9 protein-coding genes are annotated in these 13,429 nt (G+C 59.7%); 2 read left to right on the plus strand and 7 right to left on the minus strand.

Annotated elements, in window-relative coordinates; all coding sequences use genetic code 11:
- Nucleotides 1-295: 295 nt before the first annotated feature.
- The gene (locus tag AC1D1M_RS30840; RefSeq protein WP_477778617.1) at nt 296-1,321 is read left to right on the plus strand and encodes an RHS repeat-associated core domain-containing protein; all 1,026 of its coding nucleotides are present in this window, start codon (nt 296-298) and stop codon (nt 1,319-1,321) included.
- Nucleotides 1,322-1,358: 37 nt separating this feature from the next.
- Here the strand turns inward: AC1D1M_RS30840 and AC1D1M_RS30845 are convergent, their stop codons facing one another.
- From AC1D1M_RS30845 to AC1D1M_RS30875, 7 genes are all read right to left on the minus strand, one after another.
- Nucleotides 1,359-2,225, minus strand: coding sequence for an ABC transporter permease (locus AC1D1M_RS30845; protein WP_477778618.1), 867 nt, complete (start codon nt 2,223-2,225; stop codon nt 1,359-1,361).
- 21 nt (nt 2,226-2,246) lie between these two features.
- Nucleotides 2,247-3,107, minus strand: coding sequence for an ABC transporter ATP-binding protein (locus tag AC1D1M_RS30850; RefSeq protein ID WP_477778619.1), 861 nt, complete (start codon nt 3,105-3,107; stop codon nt 2,247-2,249).
- Between the two features lie 5 nt (nt 3,108-3,112).
- Nucleotides 3,113-4,138, minus strand: coding sequence for an ABC transporter substrate-binding protein (locus AC1D1M_RS30855; protein ID WP_477778620.1), 1,026 nt, complete (start codon nt 4,136-4,138; stop codon nt 3,113-3,115).
- Between the two features lie 18 nt (nt 4,139-4,156).
- Entirely contained in the window at nt 4,157-5,044 is an 888-nt protein-coding gene (locus AC1D1M_RS30860) for a TauD/TfdA dioxygenase family protein (RefSeq protein ID WP_477778621.1), read from the minus strand.
- A 382-nt stretch (nt 5,045-5,426) separates the two neighbouring features.
- The gene (locus AC1D1M_RS30865; RefSeq protein WP_477778622.1) at nt 5,427-6,791 is read right to left on the minus strand and encodes an HlyD family type I secretion periplasmic adaptor subunit; all 1,365 of its coding nucleotides are present in this window, start codon (nt 6,789-6,791) and stop codon (nt 5,427-5,429) included.
- Complete coding sequence (locus AC1D1M_RS30870; RefSeq protein WP_477778623.1) at nt 6,781-8,937, minus strand: type I secretion system permease/ATPase; 2,157 nt, start codon at nt 8,935-8,937, stop codon at nt 6,781-6,783. The genes AC1D1M_RS30865 and AC1D1M_RS30870 overlap by 11 nt, the downstream gene beginning before the upstream one ends.
- A 42-nt stretch (nt 8,938-8,979) precedes the next feature.
- Nucleotides 8,980-10,335: a TolC family outer membrane protein gene (locus AC1D1M_RS30875; protein ID WP_477778624.1), complete on the minus strand. Its 1,356-nt coding sequence runs from the start codon at nt 10,333-10,335 to the stop codon at nt 8,980-8,982.
- Between the two features lie 356 nt (nt 10,336-10,691).
- Here AC1D1M_RS30875 and AC1D1M_RS30880 point away from each other — a divergent pair.
- On the plus strand, nt 10,692-13,429 hold a 2,738-nt coding region (locus tag AC1D1M_RS30880; protein ID WP_477778625.1), incomplete at its 3' end, for a retention module-containing protein.

Consider the following 13,429-nt stretch of genomic DNA (forward strand, 5'->3'; position numbering starts at 1 on the left):
CAGGCACCGACTGCCCCTCGTCCAGTACCATGCTGGCAGCCTTGAGTTTGAACTCACTCGAATAAGATTTACGCATAACCCAACACCTCAGATTTGGGCGCCATCATAGCGCCCGATTGAAGTGTCCAAAATCATTAGGCCAGTTCAGCCTGCTCGCGAAAGCGGTGGAGCCGTCACCACATCCATTCGCACTAGCCCATAGAAACAACTCACACCACTATCAGTCCTGATAGTTCTCAAGCCTGGCTCAAGCGAGTAAAACCCAAGGCCTGCCCACTTCCACGACGCTCCCGAAATGAGCCAAGCCAAACCTGATGATCCAGTCAACCGCAGCGACCCCCGGGTAGTGCTGCTGGCAACCGACCGCAGCCAATCCATCATTGGCGAAATCGTCGATGGCCAGACCAAAACCATCGCCTACTCCGCCTACGGCGAGCAGTCCGCGCAGCAGAAAGTCGAGACTCGGCTGGGGTTCAATGGCCAATTGCGTGAAGCGGATATCGGTTGGTATTTGCTGGGCAACGGCTACCGCGCCTACAACCCGCGGTTGATGCGTTTTCACAGTCCGGACAGTTGGAGTCCGTTTGGTGGGGGTGGGTTGAATGCATATATGTATTGCGTGGGGGATCCGGTGAATCGGGTGGATCCGACGGGGCATTTTTGGGATGTGATCAAGCTTTTTGTACGGGAGAACATTAGATATCGAACTCCCCAAAAACTCGCCATTGCCAACGTCAAGGCAAACGCAAGATACAAAGCCATGTCTACCCTTGGCCGAAGCTCCCGTCCAGATACCCCCTCACCACCGAGTCGCCAGGACACCGCTTGGTCTCAGATAGGCGGCTTTATCATGGGAGCGCCAGGCCCTAGAAATCGCGTTCCGTCTCCAGGCGGTGATCTTGCGCCGCAAAATGTGGGCGGCTGGGAACCGCAAACTGGAGGGACACCTTGGCGAGTGAGTCGTACCGCACAAGACGGTCCATCATCAAGTACAAGTCGCCAAGTCGTCAGCTCCGGTGGAAGACCCGATAACCCCAGTGGAAGACCCATGAAGGAGGAGAACTATTTACAAGGTGGAGAGGTCCTCCCACGTAAAGACCACTGGCCAAGCAACGAGTCGATTTCTAGCAATGCATCCAGTGGGACAAATGCCTCCAATACAACGACGGGGAATAGCATTCATAGCGATCAGTATTCCCATGCATCAAGCCTTAGAGATCTGGAAGAGTCTTGGAATCGACTCAATCAATTGGAACGCGGTCGTGACTGGTCTTCCAGCGAGTCTTTTCATTCGGCTGTGTCTTCAATACGCAATTCATGAGGATTAAGGGGGCATGGAGTACAGCGGCGTGCCCTCCCTACCGCACCATCCCCCACCGCCTAACCGTAACCCGCTCCAACGAATCAAACACCAGATTCTCCACCAGCAACCCAATGAGAATCACCACCGCCAACCCGGCAAACACCTTGTCCGTGTACAGCTCATTGCGATTCTGAAAGATGTACCAGCCCAGCCCACCCTTGCCGCTGGTCGCACCAAACACCAGCTCAGCAGCAATCAACGTCCGCCAGGCAAAAGCCCAGCCAATTTTCAACCCGGCGAGGATCGACGGCAGCGCCGCCGGAATCAGGATGAACAGCACGAAACGCATACCCTTGAGGCCATAGTTGCGCCCCGCCATGCGCAGGGTTTCCGAGACGCCGAGAAATCCTGCGTAGGTGTTCAGCGCCAGCGCCCAGAGCACCGAATGCACCAGCACGAAAATCAGGCTGTTCTGGCCCAAACCAAACCACAGCAGCGCCAGCGGCAGCAGGGCGATGGCCGGCAAGGGGTTGAACATCGAGGTCAGGGTACTGAGCAGATCACGACCGAATTGCGTCGACACCGCCAGCGTGGTCAGGGCAAACGCCAGGACGATGCCAATCAGGTAACCCTTGAGCAACACCACCAGGGAAATCCATACCTTGCCCAGCAATTCACCGCTGAGCAGGCCGTCGTACAACGCGTGTGCGGTTTGCACAAAGCTCGGCAGCAGCAGGTCGTTGTTCTGATACCGGGCAACAGCTTCCCAAAGTACTGCGAGCAAAATTAGGATCAGGGTTTTGCGCAACCAACCTTGTTGCCACAGTCGTTGACCAAGGGGTAATTCCCGCTCCAGCGGCACGCTGGTCAGTGGCTGCAAAACCGTTTCGAACTCTTCACGCGGGGATGATAAATGGCTCATCAGGCCCTCCTCTCTGCTGGCTCAATAAGCGATGCGGATGTCGGCGAAATCCAGCTCATGCTCGGCTTGCGGTGATTGACCTTCGTCGAACAACAGCCGGTGGATGCGCCGCGCCGATTCTTGAAACGCTACGCCACCCAGGCTGTGCAAATCGTACTGATGGCTGTGCACTTCCGCCCTCACCCGGCCCGGATGCGGCGACAGCAACAGAATGCGATTGCCCACCACCAGCGCCTCTTCGATAGAGTGCGTGACGAACAGCAGCGTGAAACGCACCTCCTCCCAGAGCAGCAGCAATTCTTCCTGCATCTTGCGCCGGGTCAGGGCATCGAGCGCGGCAAAGGGTTCGTCCATCAACAGGATTTTCGGCTGCATCGCCAGCGCCCGAGCGATCGCGACCCGGGCCTTCATGCCACCGGACAAGGTGTGCGGATAGGCATCGGCAAACGCTGCCAGGCCGACTTTTTCCAGATAGTGCAGCGCTCGCTCTTCGGCCTCCCTGCGCTTGAGGGTTTTCGAGGCCAGCAGTGGAAACATCACATTCTGCTTCACGGTTTTCCATGGCGGCAGTTGATCGAACTCTTGGAACACCACGATCCGGTCCGGCCCCGGCGCATCGACGCGCTGGCCTTGCAGGCGGATCTCGCCTTCCACTGGCTGGATGAAGCCGGCGGCGGCCTTGAGCAACGTCGACTTGCCACAACCGGACGGCCCGAGCAGGACAAAACGGTCCGCCGGATCGATCTCGAAACTGACTTGATGGGTCGCCCGCACCACCCGTTGCGGCGTGCGGTATTCGAGGCTGACGTTATCGACCGACAGCAGCGTATGGGCTGCCGCGATCGATTTGCTGACCGTGTGGCCTTGCAAAGGGGCGTTCATTTCGGTCAGCTCCCTTGCAGCGGCTTGGCGTCCTGGAAGAAGTAATCCTTCCACGAATCCGGTTTGTTTTTGATCGCGCCGACGCGGTGGAGGAACTCGGCCAACGGGTAAGTGTTTTTCGGCGTGATGCTGAATTCAAACTGCGGGTTGTCGATGATTTTCAGCAGCGCGGCGCGGTCGATTTTGGCCTTGGTAACGCGGATGTACGTGTCCGCCGCCGCGCCTTTGTCGTTCTGGGCAAACGTGGCCGCTTCGGTCAGTGCATCAAGGAATGCCTTGTAGGTTTTCGGGTTCTCATTGCGGAATTTCTCGGTGGCGAACAGCACCGTCGGCGAGTTCGGACCGAGCAGGTCATAGGTGTTCAGCACCACGTGCACGTTGGGATTGGCCAGTTCCTGATCCTGGAACGGCGGGTTGGAAAAGTGCCCGCTCAGCTCGGTTCCGCCAGCGATCAGCGCAGCCGTGGCATCAGGATGTGGAACGGCGATGGTGTACTTGTCGAGGCGATTGAAGTCCTTGTCACCCCACTGTTTGGCCGCCGCGTATTGCAGGAAGCGCGACTGCACCGACACACCCACCGCCGGCACCGCGATACGGTCCTTCTCGGTGAAGTCGGCGATGGTTTTGACCTTGGGGTTATTGCTCACCAGGTAGTATGGAAAGTTGCCCAGGGAAGCCACGGCCTTGACGTTCTGCTTGCCATGGGTGCGATCCCAGATGGTCAGCAGCGGGCCGACACCGGCGCCAGCAATGTCGATCGAGCCCGACAGCAACGCATCGTTGACCGCCGCGCCGCCGGAGAGCTGGGTCCAGTCGACCTTGATATCGATACCTTCCTGCTTGCCGTACTTCTCGATCAGGTTCTGATCGCGCACCACATTGAGCAACAAGTAAACAATGCCGAACTGTTCGGCAATGCGGATTTCACCTTCGGCGTGGGCCACGGTCGGCGCCACCAGGCTGCCGGCGATCAGGCTGAAACCCAGGCCGATGGCGGCGGCCAGCGGTGCGAATGGAAGACGTTTGGACATGATCAAATCTCCGACAAATCAGAAAGGCGCGTCGCCCTGGATGGTGGTGCGATACAGCTTGCGGCGCAGATGGCTGGGGCATCCGGCGGCGAGGTGAATCAGCGAACGGTTGTCCCAGAACACCAGGTCATGGGCCTGCCATTGATGGCGGTAGATGTTTTGCGGCAGCACGCTGTGGGCGTAGAGCTCGGCCAGCAGTTGCTGGCTCTCGTCCTCCGGCAGGCCAACGATGCGGGTGGTGAACCCTTCACTGACGAACAACGCCTTGCGGCCGTTTTCCGGGTGAGTGCGTACGACCGGGTGCACCACTTCGGCGACTTGGGCGAGCTGCTCCGGGGTCAGGGTCGGGCGCCAGTTGCCTTCGAATTTGGTCTCGCTGTAACGCGCGGTGTAGGAGTGCGCGGCCGAGCGCCCTTCAACGGCGTTGCGCAGTGCGAGTGGCAGGTTGTCCCAGGCTTTGTGCATGTCAGCGAACAGCGTGTCGCCGCCTTCTGACGGCAGCTCCTGGGCATGCAGCATCGAGCCCAGGCTCGGCAGTTCTTTATAGGAGAGATCGGAGTGCCAGAACTTGCCAGCATCACCCAGGCCGATGTTCTGGCCGTTTTCGACGATGTTGGAAACGATGAGGATTTCCGGGTGGTTCGCCAGCAAAAACTGCTTGAGTACGTGGATTTGCAACACGCCAAAACGGCGGCTGAAGTCGATCTGTTGCTCAGGGGTTATGCGCTGGTCGCGGAACACCACCACGTGATGATCCAGGTGCGCGCGGTGAATGCGGGCGAAGTCCTGATCATTGATCAGACGGGACAAATCGAGACCGATTATCTCGGCGCCCACCGCTCCGCTGAACGGGCGGACTTCAAAGAATTGTGGCGCGATGCTTGGCGAAGCTGAAGCTGCAGACATAAATCACTCCCACGCACGGCACGCTCAAAGGCGCGCGCGTCGATCAGAAACTCACGGAGGTCCCGTGTTGGTTCGTGTCGTGCGGCGCGCCGATTGGTCGGCAGGTACGCAGGGGATTGACTTTATAGATATAAGAATTGAAATTTAAATACCGTTAATGAATAACGATATGGCGATTGCTAAGGGAATGGAGGAATCGCGGTGTGACGTTATTTGTCACTTTCTGACAGGGTTGTGGTGTTTCGGCGGACGCTATCGCGAGCAAGCTCGCTCCCACAGGGGTCAGTGGAAACACAAAATTGCGTTTCAACACAGATCGACTGTGGGAGCGAGCTTGCTCCGGGCGGCGTTCCGACGATGAGGTCATTAGCCTTGATGAAGATTACCGCTCGTGCAGGGCCTCGGCCCGCGCGCGGATGATCGGCTTGAGCAGGTAGCTCAGCACGGTCTTCTTGCCGGTGATGATATCCACGGAAGCCACCATCCCCGGAATGATCAGCAACGGTTTTTCGTCGGTACCCAAGTGGCTGCGCTCGGTGCGCAGCTTGATGATGTAGTAGGTGGTCTTCTTGTCTTCGTCGGTGATGGTGTCGGCGCCGATCTGCTCCAGCTTGGCTTTCAGCCCGCCGTAGATGGTGTAGTCATAGGCGGTAAATTTCACCGTCGCTTCCTGCCCCGGATGCAGGAACGCGATGTCCTGCGGGCGGATCTTCGCCTCGACCAGCAAGGTGTCGTCCAGCGGCACGATTTCCACCAGGTCGCTGCCCGGCTGGATAACCCCGCCGATGGTATTGACCAGCAGCTTGTTGACGATGCCCCGCACTGGCGAAGTGACCAGCGTCCGGCTGACCCGGTCTTCCAGGGCCTTGCCGGTGGCTTGGGCCTTGTTCAGGTCGGTGCGCGCTTCGTTGAGTTGGGTCAGGGCTTCGCTACGGAACTTGCCACGGGTTTCATCGACCTTGCGCTGCACTTCCTTGATTGCCGATTCGGCACGCGGAATGGCCAGGGTGGTGGCGTCGAGTTGACCACGGGTCTCCGCTTCGGCACGCCTGAGGCGCAGGACTTCCACCGGCGATACCGCGCCCTGGGCCACCAACGGCTCGGACATGCTGATTTCCTGACGCTGGAAACCCAATTGCTGGCGATACTGCGCCTGCTTGGACGTGAATTCGCGCAGCTCTTGCTGGCGCTGGATCAGCTGCTCCTGCAAGCCGCCAATCTCGTCGTGCAACTGTTGGCGACGGCTGATATAGAGCGACTCTTCACTCTTGGCCTGACCCGGCACGGCCTTGAGCACATCTTGGGGGAAGTTCAGCGGTCGATCTTCGACCTCGGCGCTCAGGCGTTCAACCCGCAGCAGCATCGACAACCGATCGGCCTCGGTTTCACCAACGTTCGAAGCAAATCGCGTGTCGTCCAGGCGAATCAGCGGTGCGCCGGCTTCAACGATCTGGCCTTCCTTGACGAACAGCTCGGCAACGATACCGCCTTCAAGGTTTTGGATTTTCTGGATCTTCGACGATGGGATCGCCTTGCCGTCGCCCTTGGTCACTTCGTCGATGACCGCGAAATTGGCCCAGAGCATCAGGAACACAAAGAACGCGATGATCGCCCAGATCGTCAGCCGCACCACCCGTGGCGCATCCTCGATCAGCGCCTTGTTGACCTCCGGCAGCGGCTGGCCCTGAAGCGAAGCAGAGCCTTTGAAGTAGCGACGGATCGAATCCTTACCCGACTTAAGCAACACTGATCTGCCCCTTTTTCAACGCTTCCATCACCGCGGCTTTCGGGCCGTCGGCGAGTATTTGCCCACGGTCGATCACGATCAGCCGATCCACCAGCGACAACAGCGAGGCCCGGTGCGTCACCAGCACCATGGTCTTGTTCTCAATCACCGCTGCCAGGCGCTGCTTGAGGCGCTCTTCGCCGGTGTTATCCATGGCACTGGTCGGTTCGTCGAGCAGCAGGATTGGCGGGTTGAGCAGTAACGCTCGGGCCAGGGCGACGTTCTGTCGTTGACCGCCGGAAAGGTTCTGCCCGCGCTCGCCCACTTGCAGCTCATATCCCTGCGGATGCAGGCGTGCATATTCGTGGACACCGGCCAGCTCCGCCGCTTGCAGCACCAGTTCGTCCTCGACATACCGTGCGCCGGAAACCAGGTTGTCGCGCAAGGTGCCAGCGAGCAGCTGAATGTCCTGGGGCACGTAGCCGATGTTGTAGCGCAGCTCGCTGACGTCGATCTGGCGGATATCCACACCATCGACCAACAACGCGCCGTCATCCGGCTGATACAGCCCCACCAGCAGTTTCGCCAGTGAGCTCTTGCCTGAGCCGCTTCGGCCAATGATGCCGACTTTCTCGCCGGGACGAATCGACAGGTTGATGTTCTTCAGCGCCAGGTTCTGCTGTTGCGGGTAGGTGAAGTTGAGCTGGCGGCACTCAATGCCGCCCTGCAGCACCTTACGGCTGAGCGGACGCTCTTCGAAATTGCGCTCCTGGGGCAGCTCCATCATCTGGTCGACCGAGGTCATGGTCACCCGCGCCTGCTGATAGCGGGTCAACAACCCGGACAGTGACGCCAGCGGACTGAGCGCACGGCCACTGAGCATGTAGCAGGCAATCAGGCCGCCCATACTCAGGTGACCGTCGATGATCTGGTACACGCCGAAGACGATCATGATCACCCCGGCCAGTTGCTGGATCAGCAAGGTGATGTTCATCGCCAGGCCGGAGAGCATTTTCACCCGCAATTCAAGGCGACTGAGGGTGCCGATGGTCTGCTCCCACTGGTACTGGCGTTCGCTTTCGGCGTTGTTGACCTTCACCGCATCCAGGCCGGCCAGGGTTTCGATCAGGCTCGACTGACGCTCGGCCCCCAGCGCCATGGTCCGCTCCATGGTCGCCACCAGGGGTTTCTGCAAGGCGTAGCCGATGGCCAGGGCAATCGGGAATGCCAGCACCGGTATCCATACCAGATGCCCGCCGAGGATCGCGATGACGATGAAAATCAGGAGGGTGAACGGCAGGTCGATCAGACTGGTGAGGGTCAGCGAGGCGAGGAAATCGCGCAGGCTCTGGAACTCGTGAATGTTCTGGGCAAAGCTGCCGACCCGCGCCGGTCGGTACTTCATGGCCATGCCGACGATGCGCTCGAACAGCGTGGCCGAGATAATCAGGTCGGTTTTCTTGCCGGCCAGATCCAGGCACAAGCTGCGCAGGCTTTTCAGGATCAGGTCGAAGAGGTAGGCGCCCGTGATGCCGAGTGCCAGCACCCAGAGCGTCGCTTCGGCCTGGTTCGGCACGACGCGGTCGTAGACGTTCATCACGAACAACGGCGCGGCCATGGCAATGATGTTGATCAGAAAACTGGCGGCGATGGCGTCGACATACAACCAGCGCGAACGCTTGAGGGTATCGCGGAACCACGAGCGCGCACGCGGAATCAGCGTGCCGTGATTGACGTCGAATTTGTGCTGGGGCTGGGCGAAAAAGACCTTGCCGGTGTAGTCGTCGGCCAGCAGCTCACGGCTGACCAGAGACTCGCCGCCATCACTTTCGCTGAGCAGCACCCGTACCTGATCTTCGCCTTGCCAGCCGAGCAGGACGGCACTGCGACCGTCCTTGAGCAGTAACAATGCCGGCATGGCAATCGCCGGAATGTCCCCCAGCTTGCGTTGCAGCACCCGACCTTGCAGCCCCGCGCGAGCGGCCGCGCGAGGCAGCAAGTCGACACTCAAGCGTTGCTCGGGCAGCGGCAGGCCGGTGGTCAGCATTGCCGCGCTGGCAGGCTTCTGGTGCAGCATGCAAAGAGCGAGCAGGCCATCCAGTAACGGATCGTCATGCAACGCGCGCGGATCATGAATGAGTTGAACCCGACTGACTTCTGATTCCACGCTCGGCACTCTTGGCTAACAATTGAACAATGAAGGTCCCGCTCAATTCATACCGGGCAACTGGACCTTGGGCTTCACGTCGTTTTGCACAACGGATGCCAATGGTGCGACCACTCCCTGGCTCTTGAGCAACTCGCCCATGGTCGCCTTGATTCGGTACTGAGTAAATAACTGAATGTTCTTGATCTCCACCAAACGGCGAGAGGAAGTAAACAGTTCATTCTCACTGTCGAGCAAATCGAGCAGGGTGCGCTCGCCAAGGCTGAACTGACGCTGGTAAGCGGTACGCACAGCGGTGCTGTGATCGACGTATTGCTGGGCGATCGGCACCTGCGCGTTGGCATTGTTCAGGGCGTTCCAGGCCAGGCCCAGCTCTTCATTCAATTGGCGCAGGGCGTTGTTGCGGATATCCAGCGCCTGGTTCGACAGGTAGGACTTGGATTCCAGATCGGCCTTGTTGCTGCCGCCGGAATACAGGTTGAAGCGCATGCGCAGCATGGCTTGCCATTCGTTGTTGTGGCCGTTCTGACCATCAATGTCGTTGTCCGCGGTGCGACCCAACTCAGCATCGAAGCGCGGGTAGAAAGTCGACTTGGCCGTGTCGTACTGCTTCTCGGCAGCGGCGATATCGGATTCGGCCGAGCGCAGGATCGGGCTGTTTTCCAGCATCTGCGCACGGGCTTCATTCAGGTTGGCCGGCATCAGCGCCAGGAAATTCGCCGGGCGCTCCAGTTGATCCGGCATCTGGCCGACAGCGGAAAGGTAGTTGGTTTCGGCGTCAGCCAGATTGGTCTGCTCGGTGATCAGGTTGTTGCGCGCCTGGGCCATCCGCGCCTCGGCCTGGTCGAGGTCGGCGCCACTGCCGACACCGCGCTGGGTGCGCAGCTGGATCTGGTCGTAAATGCGTTGGTGGCTCTTGAGGTTGTCCTCGGCCAGACGCACGAACTCGCGACGGGTCAGCACGTCGAGATAAACCTGGGCCACGGTCAGCCCGGTACGCTCGGAAGTACTCAGCAGCGAGTAGGCGCGGGAGTTGACGGTGGCTTGTTGACGCCCTACTTCACTGGACGTCGCAAAACCGTCAAAGACCATCTGGGTCAGACGCAAACTTGATTCACTACGATTCAGGGTTTCCCAGTGATTGTTGCTGCCGCTGTCCGTGCGTGTATTCACGCTATCGGTGCCTTCACGACCATAACCGCCCAACAGGTCGACCCGTGGCAAGTATCCACCTTTCGCCGCCTTCAATTGATAATCCGCAGCCAATCGACTGTTAACGCCTGCCTGGACCTCCGGATGGACATCCAGCGCTTGTTGCATGGCGTCTGGCAAGGATTGCGCCTGGACGAAAGACGCGGCGATGGCGAAAGGTATTGCCATGAACAAAGGCGAACGCATTGTAGGAATTTCCCAGAAACTCTTGTCTTGAATCACGGCTGAACAGCGCGCCGTGTCGGAAGATGGCAAGCCGAATGACCGTATGTCGGAAAGTTCAAAAGCGGAACTGGATCACATACCGAGGACAGGTCACAGCTCAAATATCAATGTGACATTACTGGGACGATTGTTTAGGATGACCTCCAGAAGGTCAATAGTTTGGCATAAAGTTAATAGCGAAAAATTATAGTCAAATTATTGACGAATTGATGCGTCAAACTTGTGCATCTATTTTGCAATGTACGTCCAGACTGGTCGGCGCAGACGCCATCAGGTCTATGGAAGTCAACTGAACGTGACACCCCGGAGAGTCTTCAATGAGCAGTGTTGTTGCCATCGTCAAAAGCATTGTCGGTCAAGTTTTCGTGGTGTCCCCAGAGGGCATCCGCCGCGTTCTCGTTGAAGGCGACAAGCTGTTTGCAGGCGACCAGATCGACACAGGCCTTTCCGGTGCCGTGTCTCTGGAACTGGCCGATGGCCGCACCCTTGATCTGGGCCGTGACACTCAGTGGAGCGCTGACGCCCCGGACTCCAGCACTGATCTGGCAGCCGCCACCGCGCAAGCCGCGCCGTCCGTTGAAGAGCTGCAACAAGCCATCGTCGCCGGCGCTGACCCGACCAAAGACCTTGAAGCCACCGCTGCGGGTCCGACGGCGGCGGGCTCTGGTGGTGCCGCCGGTGGCGGTCACAGCAACGTGATGCTTGACGCCACCGCTGGCCGCGTCGACCCGACCATCGGCTTTCCGACCGCGGGTATCAACTCTGCCGGGCAAACAACCTTGGAAATCCCGGGTAGCCAGTCCACCAACGCCAACGTTAATGCCAACGCCAACGCCAATACCCCGAGTGAATCAGTCCTCAGCCTCAGTGCCACGCCGACCATCACCGAGGCCGGTGGCGTGCTGGTGTACACCGCGACCCTGACCCAGGCACCGCTGAGCGACCTGACCGTTACCTTGTCCAACGGCGCCGTGATCGTGATTCCCGCAGGCTCGACCACCGGCACCGTCAACGTGCCAGTGGCTGCGAACGACACTGTCTATAACGACGCGACACAGATCGAAGTAACTGTCACCGGCACCAGCGGTGGCAGCGGCATCACAGTAACGCCGCCGACTACCCCGGCCGTGACCCAGGTCAGCGATACCGTCGACACCACCACAGTCACCCTGACGGCCGGCAATACCGTCACCGAAGGCGGCCAGATCACCTACACCGCGACACTGACCAAYCCGGCCGGCACGCCGATRACCGTGACCTTGAGCAACGGCTCGGTCATTACCATCGAMGCGGGCCARACCAGCGGCAGCGTSAACGTRCCGACTGCGGCCAACGATGTTTACAACAACGGCAGCACTGTCAGCACCACCATTAYCGGTACCACCGGCGGCAACTTYGAAAACCTGGTGCCAARCACCACGCCGGCCGTGACCACCATTACCGACTCTGTGGACAACACAGGGCTGACCCTCACCGCCACCGGCAACATCAGCGAAGGCGGGCAGATCACCTACACCGCGACCCTGAGCAACCCGGCCGGCACGCCGATGAGCGTGACCTTGAGCAATGGCTCGGTCATCACCATCGAAGCGGGCCAGACCAGCGGCAGCGTCAACGTACCGACTGCGGCCAACGACGTTTACARCAACGGCAGCACYGTCAGCACCACCATTACCGGYACCACCGGCGGCAACTTYGAAAACCTGGTGCCCAACACCACGCCGGCCGTGACCACCATTACCGACTCTGTGGACAACACCGGGCTGAGCCTGACCGCCACTGGCACCATCACCGAAGGCGGTCAGATCACCTACACCGCGACCCTGACCAACCCGGCCGGCACGCCGATGACCGTGACCTTGAGCAACGGCTCGGTCATTACCATCGAMGCGGGCCARACCAGCGGCAGCGTCAACGTGCCGACTGCGGCCAACGATGTTTATGTCAACGGCAGCACTGTCAGCACCACCATCACCGGCACCACGGGCGGCAACTTCGAACAGTTGACCCCGAGCACCCAGCCGGCGCTGACCACCATTACCGACTCGAAAGACGACACCGGCCTGAGCCTGTCGGCCTCCCCTGACGTGGCGGAAGGCGGGTCGATTGTTTACACCGCAACCCTGACCAATGCCGCGGGCACAGCCGTAACGGTCACCTTGAGCAACGGCGCCATCATCACTATCGCCGCTGGCGCAACCAGCGGTAGCGTGAGCGTGCCGGCTCCGGCCGATGACGTCTATAAAGATGCCGGCAAGGTCGAAGCCACCATCAAGGACGCTACGGGCGGCAACTTCGAGAATCTGGTCACCGACTCGACACCTGCAGTAACCAATGTCTCTGACACGATCGACACATCGACTGTCAGCCTGACCGCAACGCCGACCGTCGCCGAAGGCGGCACTGTGGTTTACACCGCTTCCGTCACTTCGCCGGTCACCGGCTCACCGGTGGTGGTGACCCTGTCCAATGGCCAAACCATCACCATTGAGGTCGGTACCAGCAGCGGCTCCGTGAGCGTCGTGGCGCCTGAAGATGCATTGACCGGTGGCAGTTCACTTAGCGTCAAGATTGACGACGCCAAGGGCGGCAACTACGAGAATCTGGACGTCGACGGTAAATCGGCAGACACCGCGCTGATCGATACTGTGGACACCACCAATTTGTCGCTGAGCGCGACCGGTGCTGTGGCCGAAGGCGGCTCGATCGTCTACACCGCGACCCTGACCAACGCCGCCGGTTCGCCGGTGACCGTGACCCTGTCGAACGGCGCCGTGATCACCATTGAGGCCGGCAAGACCACCGGCACCGTAAGCGTTGCGGCCCCGTCCGATGACGTCTACAAAGACGCCGGCACCGTTCAGGCCACGATCAGCAACGCCACCGGCGGCAGCTTCGAAAACCTGGTGCCGAGCACGGTGCCGGCGGTGACCAGCGTCACCGACACCATCGACACCTCGACGGTGAAACTGACCGCCACCGAAACCGCGGCTGAAGGCGGAACCGTTGTCTACACCGCCACCGTCGGTGCCGCCGTCGCCGGTTCGCCTGTCGT

This window comes from Pseudomonas sp. P1_F7, from assembly GCF_056405655.1.

Excerpts from the sequence above, each read along its gene's own strand:
- AC1D1M_RS30840 (WP_477778617.1), top strand. The coding sequence starts at position 296 with ATGAGCCAAGCCAAACCTGATGATCCAGTCAACCGCAGCGACCCCCGG.
- AC1D1M_RS30845 (WP_477778618.1), bottom strand. The coding sequence starts at position 2,225 with ATGAGCCATTTATCATCCCCGCGTGAAGAGTTCGAAACGGTTTTGCAG.
- AC1D1M_RS30850 (WP_477778619.1), bottom strand. The coding sequence starts at position 3,107 with ATGAACGCCCCTTTGCAAGGCCACACGGTCAGCAAATCGATCGCGGCA.
- AC1D1M_RS30855 (WP_477778620.1), bottom strand. The coding sequence starts at position 4,138 with ATGTCCAAACGTCTTCCATTCGCACCGCTGGCCGCCGCCATCGGCCTG.
- AC1D1M_RS30860 (WP_477778621.1), bottom strand. The coding sequence starts at position 5,044 with ATGTCTGCAGCTTCAGCTTCGCCAAGCATCGCGCCACAATTCTTTGAA.
- AC1D1M_RS30875 (WP_477778624.1), bottom strand. The coding sequence starts at position 10,335 with ATGCGTTCGCCTTTGTTCATGGCAATACCTTTCGCCATCGCCGCGTCT.